This is a genomic window from Nocardia brasiliensis ATCC 700358, from assembly GCF_000250675.2.
Classification (GTDB): Bacteria; Actinomycetota; Actinomycetes; order Mycobacteriales; family Mycobacteriaceae; genus Nocardia; species Nocardia brasiliensis_B.
In genome coordinates this window covers 3,622,918-3,641,682 of the sequence record NC_018681.1, presented here as the reverse complement: position 1 = coordinate 3,641,682, position 18,765 = coordinate 3,622,918, and the positions used below count along the sequence as shown (strand labels likewise).

Sequence of the window (18,765 nt, the reverse complement as noted above, 5' to 3'; positions counted from 1 at the left end):
GGTCTCCTTAAAACACGTTCAACGGTGGTGACTTAGGAAACACTACGGGGAGGGAGACCAGCGCGCGATGGAAAGGCCCTGGCCGCCAAGACAATTCGTGGGCAGGCACGGCCAGATCGAGCTCGGGGAGGGCATCGAGAAGTTGATCGATGGCGTCTTGCACGATCAGATAGGCCATCGACCTGGCGGGGCACGCGTGCGGCCCGACGCTCCACGCCAGATGGGACCGGTTGTCCACGTACTCCCCCACGCTGATGGTGGGATCGTTGTTGCAGCCGGACATGCTGATCACCACGGGCTGATGGGCGGGCAGCCACACGCCATCTATCAGGATGGGCTGTTTGGGGTACGACACGCAATAGTTCGCCATCGGCGGGTCGGTGAACAGCACCTCGTCCAGCGCGTCGCGCGTCGAAAGGCTGCCGCCGAGAACATTTCCCGCGAAGCGGTCGTCGGTGAGCATCAGCAGCAGCGTGTTGACGATCAGGTTCTGCTGCGGCTCGATGCCCGCGCCGTAGAGCGTGACCAGCTGATGGATCATCTCCACGTCGTCCAGCTTGGCCGGATGGGCGAGCAGCCGCGAGGTGATATCGTCGCCCGGCTCTTTGCGTTTCAGCGTGACCAGGTCGAACAGCGCGTCGGTGAGCATCGCGTTGCCCTTGTCGGCGTTGACGCCCTCGAAGATCGCGGCCATGCCGGTCGCGACCTGCTGGCCGATCTCCGGCGGGCAGCCGAGCGTGGCGTTGAGCACCGCGAAGGTGAGCGGAAAGGCGTACTGGCTGATCAGATCTGCCGCACCGTCCTGGCAGAAGGCGTTGATCAGCGGGATGGCGATCCGCTCGACGGTGGCGTGCAGGGTGTGCAGGTCGACGTCGGCCACGGCCGCTAAGTTGGCCTGGCGGTAGCGCAGATGCTCGAGGCCCGCGCTGCGCAGCGCGTTCGGCCGCCACTCCAGCATCGGCAGGATCGGGCACTCGCCCGGCACGTTCTTCTGCCAGGTGCGCGGATCGGCCGGAAAGTGGTCGGGATCGTTGAGGATTCGTAAGGCCGTGTGGTAGCCGATCACCAGCGTGGCCGGAACATCCGGCGCGAGATTGACCGGCACCAGCGAACCATATTGGCGCCGCATCTCGCGGTAGGCCAGATGCGGATCGGCGGCGAACTCCTCGGAATATATTGAGACCCGAGGACCTTCGGTATCGATCGGGGATCCGTGCTGGACGGGGCAGGACGGGGGCGTGGTCAAAGACGTGACTCCAGACGCTGGAACAGGAATTCGACGAGCGTGATCAGGGAGCGCAGGCACGTGCCTCTGTCACGTGCGTCCAAGGAGGTGAGCGGGGTGTCGGGAGCCAGGTCCAGCGCGTCGCGAACCTCGCTGAGCGGATAGTTCCTGGCACCTTCGAATTGGTTGACCGCCACCGAATACGGCACGCCACGCTCCTCCAGCACCGAGAGCACCTCGTCGGATTTCTCGATGCGTCGCGTGTCGACGAGCACCAGCGCGCCGAGCGCGCCGCGGGCCAGCTCTTCCCACAGCGGGACGAACCGCTGCTGGCCCGGCGTGCCGAACAGGTAGAGCGCGAGTTTCGGGCTGAGTGTGATGCGCCCGAAATCCATCGCGACGGTCGTCTGCGATTTACCGGGCAGGCCCGCCATGTCGTCGACGCCGACGCTGGCCTCGGTGATCGTCTCCTCCGTGCGCAGCGGCTTGATCTCCGAGACGCTGCTCACGAAGGTGGTCTTGCCGACCCCGAAATTGCCTGCCACCAAAAGCTTTACGGAACGGGTAACGGTCTCCGGCACATAGTCGACTGGGCGATCAGACGGCGAGAGCACGGAGCCCATTGAGTACCTCCTCCAGCAGAGCGATCTCCGGCAGGTTTTCCGCCGGGGTAGGTGAGACAAGGTGGCCGCTGTCCATGAGATCGGCCGCGACGATCTTCACGACGGACGGCGGCAGGTCGAGGTACGCGGCGATCTCGGCGATCGACAGCGCACCCCGGCGGCTGCAGAGATTCATGACCCGGCGTGTGTCGGGTGTGGCACCCGGCGCCGGGTCCTTGGCCGCACGGACCAAAGTGACCAGGTCCAGCTCACGAGTGGGACGGGTGCGTCCCCCGGTGCGCACGTATGCCCGAACCAGGTCGGGATCACGCCGGGACCGTGGTGTCATGGCAATTCGCCACCATCGACACGCCTGCGGGGTTGGCTGCCGAGTTCGTGCCCGACCCGGCCGGCCAGTTCGTTCATCCGGTGCGCGATGAGGGCGATGTCGATCTCGGTGCTGGTCGCGACGCCGAGCAGCGCGCCCTCCCCCGCCGCGGTGATCAGGATCATGCCCTGGTCGTATTCGGTCATGTTCTGTCGCACACCGTTGTTCGCGTCGCCGCAGAACTCGCCGAGTGCCTTGCCGAGCGACCGCAGGCCCGACGCCGCGGCGGAGAACCGCTCGGCCTCGTCGCGCTCGATACCCGGCGAATGCGCGATCCGCAGACCGTCCTCGGAGAGTAAGACCGAGAATCTGACGCCGGGAACGTTGAGATCGTCGAGTAGCCAGCCGAGCTTGTTGCTGCTGTCGGTCACGGGGGTGCCCATCAGGATGTCATCCCTTCGGTGTGCTCGGAGTGATCGGTAGCGGCGGCACGGCCGCTCTGGGAGCCGGTGTGCCAGGCGGCGGCGACATCGGGGCGGGCCAGTCCCGGCTCGGTACGCGGCCCGACCGGAGCTAAGGCGACGGTACGGCGACGGCGCTTCGGTAGACCGCCGCTGGTGATCTCGTGCACGGCGAATTGCTCACTCTCGCTGGGCTCTTCACGCTGCGGTTCGCGGGCCGCGGGCACCGGGGCGGGCGCGGGCGGCGGGGCGACCTCGGCGGCGGGCTGCTCGTGCGCGGGCACCACGTCCTGACCGGGCTGCTGGGTCATCAGCAGCGCCTCGGGGATATAGACCATCGCCCGCATGCCGCCGTAGACGTTGGGGCCGTCGATGTAGACGGTGAAGCCGTAGCGGCGGGCCAGTGCGGCGATGCCGGGAAAACCGACCTTGGGCGAGGGGCCGAGCTGATGGATGTCGACCGAGCGCTCGTGCGCGAGCACCTGCCGGGCCTCCTCCATCTGTTCGGCGTTCATCCGGACACCGGCGTCATCGATGATCACGGTGACGCCGTGATGCCCTTCCTGGAAACTCACGTCCACGAAAGACGTTGGCGGAGAATAGCGCAGCGCGTTGTCGAGCAGCGTGGCCAGGGTGTGCACGAGCGGTTCCACCGCCCGGCTGATCACCACCCGGTCGAGCTGATTGGGGCGCACCCGCAGGTAGTCGCGGACGCGGCCGATGGCGCCGCCGACCACATCGGTGAGCGACTGGGCGGGCCAGCGGCGACCGGGCAGGCCACCGCAGACGATCACGTAGGACTGCGCCTGGCGGATCATCTGCTGCACGGTGTGGTCGATCCGGGTGAGCGTCTCGTAGACCTCGTCGTTGCGGTGCTCACGCAGCGCGGAACTCACCACCTGGCTCACGTCGGCGCCGAGGCTGACCACCGAGGTGCCGAATGAGCGCACGGCCGCGCTGGTCGCCTGCCGCGACGCGGCCGACACCTCCTCGCGGACCTTGCCCTCGGCGGCGCCGATCGCCTGCTGGGCCTCGTGATTGGCCTGCTCCCTGGTCTCGGACCGCAGCAGGCTCAGATCGTCGGCGTACCGCTCGGCGATCCAGCGCAGCACCTGGGCCAGCCGGGAGTTCTCCAGGCCGGGCGGCACCTCGACGGTGGGCGGCTGGGTGTCGAAACGTCTGATCGACTCGGTGACCGCGGGCATCGTGTTCGTGGCGAACCGCTCGACGGTCTCGTCGACGGCTCGCTGCTCTCTGGCGAGTGCTTCGGCTCTGGCTCGCTGTTGTTTCGCATACTGGAATGCGTACAGCGCCACCGCTATCGCAACCAGCAGAGCGGCGGCGAGGATCCATGCAAGCACCACGGCGATATCTTGATTCATCAGTTCTTTCGTCGTCGATTGGCGCCGAGGAATCGACTCTCCGTCATCGTGCTTCGTCTCGCCTTCCTCGCGACGCCGACCATGCACATCCCTGGTCGGATCTGGTCCACGTCGGAGGACCGGTAGACCTGCGCGCACTGACGAGGCCGTTCTGCTCTTGCCTCACAGTGCCCGCGGGGCAGGCGATTCCACGGTCGATCGCCGACCGAACGGATTGTGTCCGAACGGTTACCAGAACCCGACGCCCCGACATTAGCAGCAATGCAACCAAGTCTCGCCCGATCCACTCACATGATTGCGTTTGCAGACAAGAGGTGACTACCGCACACGAATGCGCAATAATGCTGCGCCCCTGGCGATCACGGCCGCTAGCCACGCAGTGACCAGGGGTGTTTCCATGGTGTCGATAGAGGACACATCATCCGATCTATTCGTGCCGCCGCACATCTCGCGCATTCTGTCAACCGCGCCTACCTAGCCGACCGCCGGAAACCGGCCCGCAACAGGGCATTCGGTTTGCTCTTGCTCGAAAGTTAGCTGGTACGTCCAGTTTGATATGAGCGATTTACGGACCGGTCGGTCTACCGGAGGCGGACCGAACAGTTGCCCGGAAGTCGCCGGTCGAGCGAGACACCGCGACCGCCGCGAGTCCCGAGTGCACTTGGACAACGCCGCACCGAGGTCGCACAGGTAACTCAGACTGGCGGTACCGGATACTATGCCGCCATGGCAAAGCTGAAGGTGTCCGTCGATGTGCCGATCTCCCCGGAGGACGCGTGGTCGCACACGTCCAACCTGGCCGACCTGGACAAGTGGCTGACGATGCACGAGGCGTGGCGCAGCGGGGTGCCCGAGCAGCTGACCGTCGGCACCCAGTTGGTCGGCGTCGCTTCCGTGAAGGGACTGCGCAACCGGGTGACCTGGACGGTGAAGGCCGCCGAGCCGCCGCGGCGGTTGCTGCTCACCGGGGCGGGCAAGGGCGGTACGAAGCTCGGGCTCGAGTTGCTGGTCGCGCCGAAGGGCACCGGCTCGGAGGTGACCGTCGATATCGAACTCGGCGGACGACCGCTGTTCGGGCCGATCGGCGCCGGCGTGGCGCGCGCGGTGAAGGGTGACATCGAGCGGTCACTGGACAAGTTCGTCGCGCTGTACGCCTGAAAGATGCCGCAGGACAGGGCGTTTGCGTCGAGCGCGGCCTACCGGGCCGCGCTCGGTGCGTCCTGCGGACCCGCCCCGGTGATCCGGCGGCCGAGCCCCGCCTTCAGATGATCGATCACCGCCCTGGTCCGGCGCGGTAACGGCGCGGCGGCCGCGTACACCGCGCAGATGTCCGCGGGCGGCGTCTCCAGCTCCGGCAGCACCTGAATCAGCGACCCGTCTTTCAGCAGCGGATCGACGTGCCAGCGCGACCGCATGACCAGCCCGCGACCCTCCAGGCACCAGCGGGTGATCACGTCGCCGTCGTTGCTGATCAGGTTCCCCGCCACCCGGACCGCGAGTTCCTTTCCCGCGCTCTCGAACCGCCACAGCGCGTAGTCGGATTCGTTCTCCCGCAAGATGATGCAGTTGTGCTCGGCCAGCTCCTTCACGGTGGCGGGCATGCCGTGCCTGCGCACGTACTCCGGAGCCGCGCACACTACCCGCCGATTGACCCACAGCCTGGTCGCGGTCAACCGCGAATCCTGCAGCGGGCCTACGTGAATGGCGATGTCGTAGCCGGTGCCCGCGATGTTCAGCGGCAGCGCGGACAGCTCCAGGTCCACCTGCACCGAAGGGTGTCGCTGCACGAAATCCGCGACCAGTGGCGCGATGTGCGCGCGGCCCAGGCCGATCGTCGACCGCAGGTGCACCCGGCCACGCAGGTCGTGGCGCTGTTCGGCGATCGAGTCCTCCAGCTCCTCGAGCTGGGCGGCGATCACCGCGGCGCCCGCCGCGTACCGCTCCCCTTCCGGGGTCAGCGTCAGCCTGCGCGTGCTGCGCTGTACCAGCACTACCCCGAGCCGGGCCTCCATCTGCGCAAGCCGCTTGCTCACCGACGACACCGAGATGCCGAACTCGCGGGCCGCCTCGGTCAGGCTGCGTGAGCGCGCGACGATGTCGAAAAACGTCACGTCGTCGGTGGACGCACCGTACACGGCGACCTCCTTCGTCTTTTCCTTTCGGGAAAGAGTCTCTTGCGCGTTCCGTGCTTTTGCCGCGGAATATCCGAGCCTACCGTTGAGAACGTCTCGTTACCAAGAAGATCGGAGCACGCGACGATGGGTGCCACACACCGAATTGCTGTCATTCCGGGCGACGGCATCGGCAAGGAAGTCGTGCCGCAGGGAATTCGAGTTCTCTCGGCCGCGGCGGCCGCATTCGACTTCACCCTGGATATCACCGAGTTCGATTTCGCGAGCGCGGATTACTACACGGCGACCGGGAAAATGCTGCCGGACGGCTGGTTCGACCAGCTGTCCGTCTTCGACGCGCTCTTCTTCGGCGCCGTCGGCTGGCCCGAGGTGGTGCCCGACCACATCTCGCTGTGGGGCAGCCTGTTGCAGTTCCGCCGCCATTTCGACCAGTACGTGAGCCTGCGCCCGGTCCGGCTGCTACCGGGCATCAGCAGCCCGCTCGCCGGGCGGCGGCCCGGCGACGTCGACTTCTACGTGGTCCGGGAGAACACCGAGGGCGAATACTCGAGCGTCGGCGGCAAGATCTTCGAGGGCACCGACCGGGAAACGGTGCTGCAGGAGACCGTGATGACCAGAACCGGCGTCGATCGAATCCTGAAGTACGCGTTCGAACTAGCGCAACGCAGGCCGAAACGACACCTCACCTCCGCGACGAAGAGCAACGGCATTTCCATCTCCATGCCCTATTGGGACGAACGCGTCGCCGACATGGCGGGCAGTTATCCCGACGTGGCGGTGGACAAGTACCACATCGATATTCTGACGGCGAATTTCGTCTTGCATCCGGACTGGTTCGACGTGGTGGTCGCGAGCAATCTCTTCGGCGATATCCTGTCCGATCTCGGGCCCGCCTGCACCGGCACCATCGGCATCGCGCCGAGCGGGAACATCAACCCCGAGCGGCGTTTTCCGAGTCTGTTCGAGCCGGTGCACGGTTCGGCGCCCGATATCGCCGGGCTGGGGATCGCCAACCCCATCGGCCAGATCTGGAGCGGCGCGATGATGCTGGAGCATCTGGGCGAGGACGCGGCCGCCGCGGCGGTGCTCGCCGCGGTCGAAGCCGCGCTCGTGCAGGACAGGTCCGCGATGACACCGGATATGGGCGGGTCCGGGACCACGGAGTCCTTCGGTGCCCTGGTCTGCGCGCAGCTCGAGGCGGCCACCTCGATGACCGCGGCGAGGCGAGCATGAAGCTCGACGCCCGGCCCCGTTCGTTCCCCGCGCCCGCGCTCGACGGCATCCCGCTGGTCGTGCCGGTGGCCCTGACCGCGGGTGTGCTCGCCGCGGGCTTCTTCGATGCCATACCCGAGAACATGATCGGCGGACTCGCGGTGATCGTCGGCTTGGGCATGCTGCTCGGCCCGCTCGGCAACCGGCTCCCGGTCATCTCGAAAATCGGTGGCGGCGCGTTGATCTGCCTGATGGTGCCCTCGATCCTGGTGTACCTCGGCGCTTTCAGCGAGAACACGCTCGCCGCGGCGACTGCGCTGATGAAGCAGGCGAACTTCCTCTACTTCGTCATCTGCACGCTGGTGGTCGGCAGCATCCTGGGCATGAGCCGAAAGGTGATGATCGGCGGGCTGATCCGCATCTTCCCGCCGCTGCTGCTCGGCACCGCGGTCGCGGTATCGGTGGGGATCGCGGTCGCCATGGCGTTCGGCTACAGCTTCCATCGCGCGCTGTTCTACATCGTCGTGCCGATCATCGGCGGCGGCATCGGCGAGGGTGTCATTCCGCTGTCGTCGGCCTACGCGTCGGCGCTCGGCGGGCAGCAGGCCGATTTCGTCGCCGAACTCATCCCGGCGGCGATCATCGGCAATATCGCCGCGGTCATCACGGCAGGCGTACTACGCCGGCTCGGGGATCGCCGTCCGCACCTCGACGGTGGCGGGCAGTTGGTGAAGGTGCCGACCGCCGACCCCGACCCGGTCGGCCCAGTGGCACCCGCCCCGCGCGATCCGGCCGCGCCCCCGCGCAATCACGCGCTCGGCGTGCTTCTCATCTGTGGCATGTTCGTGCTGGCCACCTTGCTGGAGCATGTGGTACACCTGCCCGCGCCAGTGCTGGTGATCATCATGTCGGTGCTGTGCAAGCTGTTCGGCGTCTTCCCGCCGGTGGTCGAGGACAGCGTGCGCGGCGTCTATACCGTCATCTCGAAATATTTCATCTACCCCACGATGATCGGGCTCGGGCTGCTGTACCTGCCGTTGGAGAGCATCATCGGCGTGCTGTCGGTGGGGTATGTGATCGCGTGCGTCGCCGTTGTCCTGTCGATGGCCGCCACCGGCTATTTCGTCGGCCGCGCCATCGGTATGTACCCGGTGGACGCCTCGCTGGTCACCGTGTGCCACAGCGGCCTCGGCGGAACCGGTGACGTGGCCATCCTTTCCGCGTCGAACCGGATGAATCTCATGCCGTTCGCGCAGATCTCGACCCGGATCGGCGGCGTCACCACGGTCATCTCGGCGGCCGCGCTGATCAAGGTGTGGCAAGGATGAGAGTGCTGGTCGCGCCCGACAAGTTCAAGGGCAGCCTGTCCGCCGCCGAGGTGGCCCGCTGTCTTGTGCTGGGGCTCAGCGCATCCGGGGCCGAATGCCGGGCCCTTCCGCTCGCCGACGGCGGCGACGGCAGTGTCGACGCCGCAGTCGCCGCCGGATTCGAGGCGGTGCCGGTCACCGTCGCGGGCGCGACCGGGACGCCGCGGCAGGGCCTGATCGCCCTGCGCGGCGACACCGCCGTCGTCGAGGTCGCGAACACCTGCGGACTCGCCACACTGCCCGGCGGGCGGCTCCGGCCGCTCGACTCGTCGAGTCTCGGCCTGGGACAAGCGCTTCGGCAGGCGCTGCGGTTCGGGCCGGGGCGAATCGTCTTGGCACTCGGCGGCAGCGCGAGCACCGACGGCGGCATGGGGTTGTTGACCGCCATGGGATTCCGGTTCACCGATGCCGCCGGCCGGGTCCTGCCGCCGAGTGGTCGTGCGCTGCTCGACATCGCCGCGGTCGACGTGTCCGCGGCGGTGCGCCTGCCCACCGTCGAGTTGGTGCTCGCCTCCGATGTCACCAACCCGCTCACCGGACCCGACGGTGCGGCCGCCGTCTACGGCCCGCAGAAGGGCGCGACCCCCGCGCAGGCGCGCCGCCTCGACGCAGGCCTGCACCGATTCGTACAAACGCTGTCCCACAACGGTTTTCCCCAATCCCCCACCCTCGCCGCCACTCCAGGAGCAGGCAGCGCGGGTGGCGTCGGCTTCGCTGCCCTGCTCCTCGGCGCCCACCCGCTCTCCGGCGCCGACTACTTCCTCGACCTACTCGACTTCGACCGGCACCGCGCGGCTGCCGACCTGATCGTCACCGGCGAAGGCCGCCTCGACCAGCAAACCGAACGCGGCAAACTCCCCGCCGCCGTCGCCCACCGCGCCGCCCCCACCCCCGTCATCGCCGTCGCCGGCCGCAGCGAACTCCCCCGAACCCACTGGCCCCGAGCCGGTTTCACCCACGTCTACACCCTCGCCGACCTCACCCCCACCGACACCGCCCAAAACCCCACCCTCACCGCCCACCTCCTCACCCGAATAGGAGCCCGGATCGCCAGCCTCGGACAGACCGTTCACACGAGCTGCACATCGTCCTGAGCGACACTGCCACAAGGCAATTCACGCCTTCAGTTATCCGCGTGCTGGTCGTCCATGTGCCGCACCATCATGGCGTGCGCTCGAACCGCAAAGGCTCGAGGCAGAGCCGGGTACGAACTATGCCGAAACTCATTGCTGTGCAGCGGCAGTTCTGTTCACGCCCAGCGCCGCAGCGATCGGCGTGACGACGACGGTCACCGTCACCTCGGAAAGCCATGGCGGCCGGGCGGGGACCGGCTGCAAGGTCACTCTCACCTAGGTTCTGTCTCGCAGTGGTGAGGGGGGTCATTAGCAGTTGCACCACTTCTCGGGATTCACACCTTTTCTGGGCGGCCAGAAGGGGTGTGAATCCCGAGAAGTGGTGCAGGTGTGCGGCTTTCGCGTGTCGACACGGGGCTAACTGTCGCTTGGTTTGCTTGCGTTCGGGCTTGTTGGCTGGCTGCCGAAGCGTGACTTTCCCGGATTGGTGTGCCTGCCGCGGGAGTTACAGGGATGGTGCTGGGCGCGTCAGGTGGGGTTCCCGGCTTTAGGCGCATGTCAGGTGCGCGGGGGTGGGGTTCCGGCGGGGTCGTCTGGCTGTGGTGCTGTTTTCGAGAGTTCCTTGACGAGGTAGCAGCGGTTTCGGGTGGGTGGGGTTGTGGCTCGGCGTGTTTTGCTGGGCGAGTCGTGGGGTCACAGACTTTCCATACGGTTCACAGCAGCTATAAACCCTGTGAGCAGTACGAAAACTCTGTGACCCCAACCTATCTGTCGCTTGGTCCACACCAACCGGCCCGCCTCCCAACCGCCCTTCTCTTCCCAAGCCGCTCGAGACGCCACCACAGCCAGATGACCACGCAGGAACCCCACCTTCACGCACCTGACCTGCGTCTAAAGCTGGGAACCCCACCTGACGTGCTCAGCACTATCCCGGTAACTCCCGCGGCAGGTGCACCGAACTAGGCAGGCGCGAATGGGACTTCGAGACAGAACCTAGACGAGTAAGTCCGAACTGTGGCCCGACGGCTATCTATCAGGGGAGACTTGGTACTACTCCTCCGCGGCGACGGCCTGTAGGACGGCCGCCAGAATGGCGGGGAAGTGGCCGAGGGTGTCCTCCCGCAGGGACACGAAGCATCGGGTGCCTTCCATGCGATGCCGGGTCAGGCCCGCCTCGCGCAATGTTTTCATGTGATGACTCAGGGTCGAGGGGCCGACCTGCACCTCGAAATCGCCGCGCTGATGTTCTCCGCGATCAGCCAGCACCTGCATGATCCGAAGGCGGGCGGGGTCGCCGAGGGCCGACAGGACTTTGTCGAGCCGGAGGGCGTCGAGTTCGGGATGGTCGGGCTGACGGGGCGCGAGTCTATGAACTGCCCGCCGAAGAACGAGACAGGGTGATCGAGCGAGAGCGGGCTCGAGGGCGTGAGCTGCAGACCGAGGGCGTGCTGCGCGACATCTGGCGGGTGCCCGGGCGGCGGGCGAACATCGGTATCTGGTCGGCCGCCGACGCCGACGCGCTGGAGGCCACGTTGACAAGCCTGCCGATCTGGCCCTACGCCGAGTTCGATGTGAGCCCGCTGGCCACCCACCAACTGAGCCGCTCTGTGTAATCGACACCGCCCAACTCGGGTCGGCGACCATCAGTCCGAACTGTGGCCCGCCTGTCGGCGGGCCACAGTTGATTCGCGGTGGTTCAGTGCCCGGAGTCGCTGCGAAACACGAGACGGATGAAAGTTTCGGCGTGGCGGGAGATTTCGGCGCGGGCTCGGGTGCGTTCCTCATCGGGGGCGTGGGCGTGCAGGTGCAGGACTCGGGTGAGGCCGATCAGGCCGGTGAACGACATTGCGAGGTCTTCCGGGGTGGCGAGGTCGGCGGGGATCTGATCGGCGGCGATCCAGTGTTCGAACAGGCGGCTCACGGGCAGGCGCATGGCCGAGATCGCTTGCTGCAGTGCGGGACTGTGCAACAGGCCGTCCTGCGCCATGACGCTGATCAGTAGGCGTGCGTCTTCGTGTTCCCACCCTTCGAGGACGGCGCGCACTAGTTCGCGCAGGTATTGCGGCGGGTCGGTGTCGACGAGGGCGGCCGTGGCGGCGTCCATCATGTCGAGCGGGTTGGTGGGGCCGAGGGTGGCGAGCACGGCGTCGAAGATCGCTTGCTTGCCGGCGAAATGTGCGTAGAGCACGCTCTCGCTCAACCCCACCTCGCGCGCGATGGACCGGATCGAGGTGCCCGCGTACCCGTTGCGGGCGAACAGGCGCAGGGCGGCGCTCAACAACGCGGCTTTGGTGTCGCCCGCATCCGCCTTGCGCGGCCGTCCTGGTCTACGCCGTGGTGTCGTCATGCCACTTCCACCCTTCCCTTTCGAGGCCTACAATTAATCGAACGATCGATTATTTTACTCGAAAGGACGAGATCATGAGCACCGACCCGCGCACCCAGACCAACCCACCCGCGCCATACGTCGAACCGGCCCCCTACGGCTATCTCTACCTCGGCTTCCGCGTGGACCCACCCCGGCGAATCCCGTTCGTGCCCCGGAGTTCCCGTCGCCGCGAGGTCTTGCAACGATGCCAGGACCTCGCGCGCCGACTGGCGGCGATGGACGAGGTGCTGTCGGCCAGGGCCTACCGCGCGATCGCGATCCAGCCGTCCGAGGTGAGCCCCCGCTTCGACGTGATCGTCCTGATCGAGACCAGCACACCGGAGACGCTCGCCGCGGTGCAGGCCACGCCGGAGTTCCAGCAGCTCAACGCCGACTTCATCATGCCCGCGCGCAATATCAGGCGCCTCGGCGACATCGATCGCGCCCCGACCGGCACCTTCCTGTTCAACCACTTCACCGCCGACGACTACGACCGCGCCTTGCGCTATTTCGACTCGGTCGCCGGCTGGTTCGACCACGACGCCAAGGTGGACGACATCGCCCTGCTCGGCCCGATCGAAGACGCCCCCTACGTCTTCGTCAACCAGGTCCGCCTGCCCGGCACCCTCGCCGCCTTCATCCTCGCCCTGCTCCGCCCGAACTTCCGCCACTCGGTCCACGATGTGATGGTTGCCAACCGCGTCGGCTTCGCGTCCATCATCTGCAAGCCCGTCTGATCCGCACCCCGCACGCAACCCCGTTGGCGCCCTTCCCTTCCGCCGGTAGGGTGAGCGAATAATTCACCGCGGCGGACGCCTGGGACGGCCCGGGTCGCGCGCTGGCAAAGGGTATGAGATCTGCTGAGTCAGGATGTCTTCACTCGGCCGGCAGGTCCGCGGTGACGAGACGGTAGCCGAGGTCGAGGTGGGGCCGGCTGAGGAGGTCGGCGTAGCGAGCGGACCAGGAGCCATCGGTGAGATCTCGACGCAGGCGGGACAGTCCTTCTCGGAGTTGCGGTTCCGGTGTGAGCGCGAGCATGGATATTCCGGCGCGGACGGTTTCGTCGAGGTAGGCCTCCGGGCGACGCCAGTATGCGCCGCCGAAACCGTCGACGCAGTCGTGTGGCACCGGGACCGGCTGTACGGCAAAGTCTTCCAACTGAGCGGTCAAGCGGGCCACAGGCACGGCGAGGCGGGCGTCGGTTTCCGCGGCCGCGGGTAGGTAGTCGCGCACCAGCCAGAATTGACGGAACACCGAGTGATCCCAGGTGAGGATCACGATGCGACGCCGCGCAACTCGGATCATCTCGGCGATGCCGCGCTCGAGGTCAGTCCAGTGATGGATGGTGAGCACCGCCAAAGCCGCATCCACGGCACCGGTGCGGATCGGCAACTGTTCAGCGGCCGCGCGCACGGCAGCGGCGGCACCGCTCGGCCGCTGCGCGATCATCACCCGGCTGGGCTCGACCGCGAGGACAGTGCCGCCCGGTTCGTAGGAGCCGGTGCCCGCGCCGATGTTCACGATCGACGCCATACCCGCGAGGGACGCATCGATCGCAGCGGCGATGCGCGGATCCGGTTGCCGGGTCGCCGCATACGTACGGCCGGTGGTGTCGTACACCGTCATCGCCGCCACCTCGCCGAGCGGCCGCGACGGCCACCCACCCCGGTCCGGACTTCGATCGCCATCGTCGGACCTTAGCGGGCGCACGGCCGCCGCAGCCACCCCGTCAGCGGGACGGCCGCGCTCACACTCGCGGCGCAGGAATCACTTTCCGTCCGACAACCAGCGCGAATTCAGCTCCCGCTCGGCCGCCGCGGTGAGCGCACCGAACACCCGCAACCGCGCGATGCCCCCGTCCGGGTAGATGTCGACGCGCACATGCGTGGCAGCCCGTTCGGACGGTGCCAGCCGGAAACGATGCGGCGTGTCGGGCTGCAATGCGGTGCGCGGCAACAACTCGAACCAGGCCGGGTCGTCGCTCGGCGGCAGTGGCCCGGTCCCCTGGTGATCGATCGCCACGACGCGGGCTTCGCCGGGCGCGTTGAACAGCAGATGCGTGGTGTCGAGTTCGATCAGCGCGGGAACGCCCTGCGCGGCGAGCTGGATTGTCGCCCAGTCGTTTCCGCCGTCCCGGCGGCGCGCCGTCTCCCAACCCTCGGCCTGGTTGCGAGCCAGTCCGGGCGCGAGCATGTTGTCCGGCGCCGAGTAGAACATGTTGGAGCAGGCGATGGTTCGCGCGCCGTGCGCCAGCGCGGCGAGGTCGACGGTGAGCCCGGTGAGCAGCGTCGGATCCGGCACCACTTCACCGTGCACACGCAAGCGGGCGACTCCGCCATCCGGGAAGATGTTCAACCGGACGTGGGTGAAGATGCGGTCGTCGGCCACCGGAAGCTCGTGCTTGGCGTCGCCGCCGAGCGCGGTCCGCGGCACGATCTCCACCCACTCCGCCGAATCGAGTTGCGCCGGAGACGGATAGCCAGGCGCCCGGCAAGCCTCGACGGAGGTAAACGGCGGATAGTTGCCTTTGAACCAGGCCGTGTCGACGACCACTCCGCGGATCACGCCGGGCATGCCGAGCCGGATGACGGCCCAATCGTGGCCGGGTCCGCGATGACGGCGGGTCTCCCAGCCGTCGTACTCCTGACCTTTGGGACCGAAGGTGTGCTCGGCGAACCGGGGTTCCCATGGGTTGATGAGGTTTTCGCGTTCCTCGAACGATTCGTCGCTCGCGGCGATCACGCCGGCGCGATTGGTGCGCAGCGCCAGGTCGGGCAGATTGGTGAAGTCAGACATATTTCCCTTGTCGATTGCGGTTCGCGATAGTGTCGGCGGGTGCTGTATCCCACTGCCGCACAGCGTCTCTGGGCTGTACGAGAAGTTCCCCCGCCGGCGGATGCCCGTTCCCCACGACCCGCCCGCGCAGCCAGGTCGCGTGCACGAGGCCGCGCAGCTCACGCCCGCCGTAGGGCGTGATGGGGTTCTTGTGCGCCAGTGCGGCGGGATCGACGGTGACCGGCGCCCACGGATCGAAGGCCACCAGGTCTGCGTCGCAACCGACTGCGATGCGGCCCTTCTGTGGCAACCCGGCCAACTCCGCGGGGGCGGCGGCCATCCACCGCACCACATCGGTGAGCCGGAAACCCCGTTCGGCGGCGGCCGTCCACACGGCGGGCAAACCGATCTGCAGGGACGAGATTCCGCCCCACGCGGTGGCGAAGTCCCCCTCCTTCAGCTCCGGCGTGCACGGCGAATGATCGGAGACCACACAACTGAGCACGCCGTCGGCCAGGCCCTGCCACAGCGCGTCCTGATTACCGGAATCCCGTATCGGCGGACAGCATTTGAACGCGGTGGACGACGCCTCCGCCGCCGAGAGCGTCAGGTAGTGCGGGCAGGTCTCGGCGGTGATCCGCACGCCACGGGCCTGCGCCTGCGCCAGCGGTTCGAGGCAGGCCGCCGCCGAGACGTGCAGGATGTGCGCCCGCACCCCCGTGAGTTCGGCGAGCGCGATGACTTCTTGCACCGCGGCCTTTTCCGCCTCGCCCGGCCGGGAATCGAGGAACGCGCGATACGTCCCGTCGACCGGATCGTGCAGCCGCACGGGATCTTCCGCGTGCACCACGAGCAGACCGTCGTACGCGGCGAGCTCCCGCATGACCTGTTCGACCTCGCCGAGTCCGAGCGGGGGGAACTCGTCGACTCCGGAGGGCGAGAGGAAGCATTTGAAACCGACGACCCCCGCCGCGTGCAGCGGTCGCAGCGCGGCCAGATTGCCGGGGATCGCGCCGCCCCAGAAGGCCACGTCGACATGGCACTGCCCGTCCGCGACAGCCTGTTTGGTGCGCAGGTGCGCCACGCTGACCGTCGGCGGCAACGAGTTCAGCGGCATGTCGACGATCGTCGTCACCCCGCCCGCGGCCGCCGCCTTGGTGGCCGTGGCGAAACCCTCCCACTCGGTACGCCCCGGCTCGTTGACGTGGACGTGGGAGTCCACCAGTCCGGGCAGCACGACCAAGTCGGCTAGATCGGTCGTCGCGGCCGCGGGCAGCACGGCCTCGTAGTCGGCAAGGGCCGCGATCTTGCCGTCCCGCACCGCGATCGAGGCCGCGCGAATTCCCTCCGGCAGCGCGACCCGCCGGGATCGGATCACCAGATCATGCATGAGCGTTCGCTCCCAACCAGGCGCCGGCGAGTTCGCCGGCCAGCTGTTCCAGCAGTGGTCCCGCCTGCGCGATGCAGACCTCGGGGTCGGGCTCGAGGTCGGTCAGCGCGTACGCGGCTTCGATGTGCGCGCCGCGCAGCTGCTCGTCGGTGAGTGCACGCTGCCCGGCGACCGCGACTACCGGCACGGACGCGCTCGCCGCCGCTCGCGCGACGCCGACCGGAGCTTTGCCGTGCAGGGTCTGCGGATCGAGCGAGCCTTCCCCCGTGATCACCAGGCGAGCACCCTGAACCTTTTCGGTGAACGACATCAGTTCGAGGATCAGCTCGATGCCCGGCCGCACAGTCGCGCCCAGGAAGGCGAGTGCGGCGTAGCCGACCCCGCCGGCCGCCCCCGCTCCGGGCCGCTGCGCCACCGCGGCGCCGACGTCGCGTTCGACGATCGAGGCCAAACGTGCCAGACCCCATTCCAATTCGTCCACCTCACGCGGCCGGGCGCCCTTCTGCGGACCGTAAACCTGTGCGGCGCCGCGCGGCCCGAGCAGCGGATTGTCGACGTCGGAGGCGACGATCACCGGCACCTGCAGCATGTCCGCGGCGTCGATGCGCGCCAGCCTGCTCAATGCCGCTGCGCCGGGCGGCAACTCACGATCGTGCTCGTCGAGAAAACGCACACCCAGGGCGGACATCATGCCCACCCCGCCGTCGGTGCAGGCGCTGCCGCCGAGCCCGAGCACCACCTGGCGGGCGCCGCGCCGGGCCGCCGCGCGAATCAGTTCGCCTGTGCCGTAACTGGTTGCGGTCATGGCGGTGTGGAAGGTAGGCCGCAGTGGCAGCCGTCGCAGGCCGGACGCTTCCGCCAGCTCGATCACGGCCGCCTCGCCCCTCATCGCGAACGAGGCGGCCACCGGCAAGCCGAGCGGACCGGTGACGCTGGTCTGGAAGCGGACGAAGCCCGATTCCACCACCGCGTCCACCGTGCCGTCCCCGCCGTCGGCCACCGGCATGGTGACGAGCGGGAGATCCGGGCGGACCCGGCGGAGTCCGGTCGCGAGGTGCGCGGCGACCTCGGGCGCGGTGAGCGAGCCCTTGAATTTGTCGGGGGCCAGGACGCAGTGTCCGTCGCGCCACCCGCCGCGCACGCTCGCCGATCGCAGCTCTACCGGCGGCGCGTCCGGCCTGCTCACCGCCCGCCTCCCACCGGTTCGGGTGCGATGGGGGCGGTGGCGGTTGGTGCGTCTGCGGCGGAGGTCGCGAGTTCTTCGAATTCGACGATGTTGTCGATCTCGAGGCCCATGGACACGTTGGTGACCCGCTCGAGGATGACCTCGACCACCACCGGGACACGATGTTCGGCCATCAGCTTCTTCGCGTCTTCCAGTGCGGGACCGATGTTGTCGGGTTCGAAGACCCGGATCGCTTTGCAACCCAACCCTTCCGCGACCTTGAGATGGTCGACACCGTAACCACCGACCTCGGGACTGTTGATGTTGTCGAAATCGAGCTGAACATAATAATCCATATCGAACTGCCGTTGCGCCTGCCGGATCAACCCCAGATACGAATTATTCACCACCACATGGATATACGGAATATTGAACTGCGCCCCGACCGCCAACTCCTCGATCAGGAACTGGAAATCGTAATCACCCGACAACGCCACCACCATCGCATCCGGATCCGCCGTCGCCACCCCCAACGCCGCAGGCAACGTCCACCCCAACGGCCCCGCCTGCCCCGCATTGATCCAATGCCGCGGCCGATACACATGCAACAACTGCGCCGCCTGGATCTGCGACAAACCGATCGTGCTGACATAGCGCGTGTCTCGCCCGAACGCCCGGTTCATCTCCTCATAAACACGCTGCGGCTTGATCGGGATATTGTCGAAATGGGTCTTCCGCAACCCCTCCTGCTTCCGGGCCCTGACCCGATCCGCCCACTCCGTCCGATCGGCCAACTCACCCGCGGCTTTCCACTCACGCGCCACCTCGAGGAAGACCTCCAACGCCGCACCCGCATCCGAGACCACCCCCAAATCCGGGGAAAAGACCCGCCCGATCTGCGTTGGCTCGACATCGACATGCACGAACCGCCGATCCCGCGTATACGTCTCCACCCCACCGGTATGCCGATTCGCCCACCGATTACCGATCCCCAACACGAAATCGGACTCCAGCATCGTCGCGTTCCCATACCGATGCGAGGTCTGCAACCCCACCATCCCCGCATGCAACCGATGATCATCACCGATCGCACCCCACCCCATCAACGTCGGCACCACCGGCACCCCTGTCACCTCCGCGAACTCCACCAACAACCCCGCCGCATCCGCATTCACCACCCCACCACCAGCCACGATCACCGGCCGCTGAGCTGCGTTCAACATCCCCAGCACCTTCACCGCCTGCCCCCGCGAGGCCACCGGCCGCCCCACCGAAACCTCCTCGT

19 protein-coding genes and 1 pseudogene are annotated in these 18,765 nt (G+C 67.3%); 7 read left to right on the top strand and 13 right to left on the bottom strand.

Annotated features, from left to right (window positions below; genetic code table 11):
- Nucleotides 1-7: 7 nt before the first annotated feature.
- From O3I_RS16505 to O3I_RS16485, 5 genes are read right to left on the bottom strand one after another with little or no spacing between them, the layout of a single operon-like run.
- Nucleotides 8-1,246 carry a cytochrome P450 gene (locus O3I_RS16505; protein ID WP_014984081.1) on the bottom strand — a complete coding sequence of 413 codons (1,239 nt, stop codon included), beginning with the start codon at nt 1,244-1,246 and terminating at the stop codon, nt 8-10.
- On the bottom strand, nt 1,243-1,848 hold the full coding sequence (locus tag O3I_RS16500) for a GTP-binding protein (RefSeq protein WP_014984080.1): 606 nt from the start codon (nt 1,846-1,848) through the stop codon (nt 1,243-1,245). Before O3I_RS16500 ends, O3I_RS16505 begins: the two co-directional genes overlap by 4 nt.
- Nucleotides 1,823-2,176: a DUF742 domain-containing protein gene (locus tag O3I_RS16495; protein WP_014984079.1), complete on the bottom strand. Its 354-nt coding sequence runs from the start codon at nt 2,174-2,176 to the stop codon at nt 1,823-1,825. The genes O3I_RS16500 and O3I_RS16495 overlap by 26 nt, the downstream gene beginning before the upstream one ends.
- Nucleotides 2,173-2,598, bottom strand: a complete 426-nt coding sequence (locus O3I_RS16490; protein WP_014984078.1) for a roadblock/LC7 domain-containing protein — start codon at nt 2,596-2,598, stop codon at nt 2,173-2,175. The genes O3I_RS16495 and O3I_RS16490 overlap by 4 nt, the downstream gene beginning before the upstream one ends.
- Nucleotides 2,598-3,998 carry an ATP-binding protein gene (locus tag O3I_RS16485; RefSeq protein WP_014984077.1) on the bottom strand — a complete coding sequence of 467 codons (1,401 nt, stop codon included), beginning with the start codon at nt 3,996-3,998 and terminating at the stop codon, nt 2,598-2,600. Before O3I_RS16485 ends, O3I_RS16490 begins: the two co-directional genes overlap by 1 nt.
- 726 nt (nt 3,999-4,724) lie before the next feature.
- Here O3I_RS16485 and O3I_RS16480 point away from each other — a divergent pair.
- Nucleotides 4,725-5,156: a type II toxin-antitoxin system Rv0910 family toxin gene (locus O3I_RS16480; RefSeq protein ID WP_014984076.1), complete on the top strand. Its 432-nt coding sequence runs from the start codon at nt 4,725-4,727 to the stop codon at nt 5,154-5,156.
- 38 nt (nt 5,157-5,194) lie between these two features.
- Here the strand turns inward: O3I_RS16480 and O3I_RS16475 are convergent, their stop codons facing one another.
- Entirely contained in the window at nt 5,195-6,133 is a 939-nt protein-coding gene (locus O3I_RS16475) for a LysR family transcriptional regulator (protein ID WP_014984075.1), read from the bottom strand.
- A gap of 123 nt (nt 6,134-6,256) precedes the next feature.
- Between O3I_RS16475 and O3I_RS16470 the strand changes: the two genes are divergently transcribed.
- From O3I_RS16470 to O3I_RS16460, 3 genes are read left to right on the top strand one after another with little or no spacing between them, the layout of a single operon-like run.
- Nucleotides 6,257-7,363: a tartrate dehydrogenase gene (locus tag O3I_RS16470; RefSeq protein WP_014984074.1), complete on the top strand. Its 1,107-nt coding sequence runs from the start codon at nt 6,257-6,259 to the stop codon at nt 7,361-7,363.
- Nucleotides 7,360-8,670, top strand: a complete 1,311-nt coding sequence (locus tag O3I_RS16465; RefSeq protein WP_014984073.1) for a 2-hydroxycarboxylate transporter family protein — start codon at nt 7,360-7,362, stop codon at nt 8,668-8,670. Before O3I_RS16470 ends, O3I_RS16465 begins: the two co-directional genes overlap by 4 nt.
- Nucleotides 8,667-9,803 carry a glycerate kinase gene (locus O3I_RS16460; RefSeq protein WP_041562657.1) on the top strand — a complete coding sequence of 379 codons (1,137 nt, stop codon included), beginning with the start codon at nt 8,667-8,669 and terminating at the stop codon, nt 9,801-9,803. The genes O3I_RS16465 and O3I_RS16460 overlap by 4 nt, the downstream gene beginning before the upstream one ends.
- Nucleotides 9,804-10,832: 1,029 nt before the next feature.
- Here the strand turns inward: O3I_RS16460 and O3I_RS47055 are convergent.
- Nucleotides 10,833-11,054 carry a helix-turn-helix domain-containing protein gene (locus O3I_RS47055; RefSeq protein WP_202804981.1) on the bottom strand — a complete coding sequence of 74 codons (222 nt, stop codon included), beginning with the start codon at nt 11,052-11,054 and terminating at the stop codon, nt 10,833-10,835.
- Here O3I_RS47055 and O3I_RS46055 point away from each other — a divergent pair.
- Entirely contained in the window at nt 10,977-11,183 is a 207-nt protein-coding gene (locus O3I_RS46055; protein ID WP_202805034.1) for a hypothetical protein, read from the top strand. The genes O3I_RS47055 and O3I_RS46055 overlap by 78 nt on opposite strands.
- Nucleotides 11,180-11,395 carry a muconolactone Delta-isomerase gene (locus O3I_RS46050; RefSeq protein ID WP_014984069.1) on the top strand — a complete coding sequence of 72 codons (216 nt, stop codon included), beginning with the start codon at nt 11,180-11,182 and terminating at the stop codon, nt 11,393-11,395. The genes O3I_RS46055 and O3I_RS46050 overlap by 4 nt, the downstream gene beginning before the upstream one ends.
- Nucleotides 11,396-11,478: 83 nt before the next feature.
- On the opposite strand, the gene O3I_RS16445 is transcribed toward O3I_RS46050, so the two are convergent.
- Nucleotides 11,479-12,129 carry a TetR/AcrR family transcriptional regulator gene (locus tag O3I_RS16445; protein WP_063632253.1) on the bottom strand — a complete coding sequence of 217 codons (651 nt, stop codon included), beginning with the start codon at nt 12,127-12,129 and terminating at the stop codon, nt 11,479-11,481.
- Between the two features lie 74 nt (nt 12,130-12,203).
- Between O3I_RS16445 and O3I_RS16440 the strand changes: the two genes are divergently transcribed.
- Entirely contained in the window at nt 12,204-12,887 is a 684-nt protein-coding gene (locus tag O3I_RS16440) for a hypothetical protein (RefSeq protein ID WP_014984067.1), read from the top strand.
- 139 nt (nt 12,888-13,026) lie between these two features.
- Here the strand turns inward: O3I_RS16440 and O3I_RS16435 are convergent, their stop codons facing one another.
- The 5 genes and pseudogenes from O3I_RS16435 to gcl all read right to left on the bottom strand — a co-directional run.
- Nucleotides 13,027-13,776 carry a class I SAM-dependent methyltransferase gene (locus O3I_RS16435; protein WP_014984066.1) on the bottom strand — a complete coding sequence of 250 codons (750 nt, stop codon included), beginning with the start codon at nt 13,774-13,776 and terminating at the stop codon, nt 13,027-13,029.
- 141 nt (nt 13,777-13,917) lie between these two features.
- Nucleotides 13,918-14,946, bottom strand: coding sequence for an allantoicase (gene alc / locus O3I_RS16430; RefSeq protein ID WP_014984065.1), 1,029 nt, complete (start codon nt 14,944-14,946; stop codon nt 13,918-13,920).
- Nucleotides 14,939-16,315, bottom strand: coding sequence for an allantoinase AllB (gene allB / locus O3I_RS16425; protein WP_014984064.1), 1,377 nt, complete (start codon nt 16,313-16,315; stop codon nt 14,939-14,941). Before allB ends, alc begins: the two co-directional genes overlap by 8 nt.
- Nucleotides 16,308-17,501, bottom strand: a complete 1,194-nt coding sequence (locus O3I_RS16420) for a glycerate kinase (protein ID WP_014984063.1) — start codon at nt 17,499-17,501, stop codon at nt 16,308-16,310. Before O3I_RS16420 ends, allB begins: the two co-directional genes overlap by 8 nt.
- Nucleotides 17,498-18,763: pseudogene (gcl, locus tag O3I_RS16415) on the bottom strand (glyoxylate carboligase); the annotation flags it as partial. The gene O3I_RS16420 and the pseudogene gcl, both read right to left, overlap by 4 nt.
- Nucleotides 18,764-18,765: the final 2 nt, after the last annotated feature.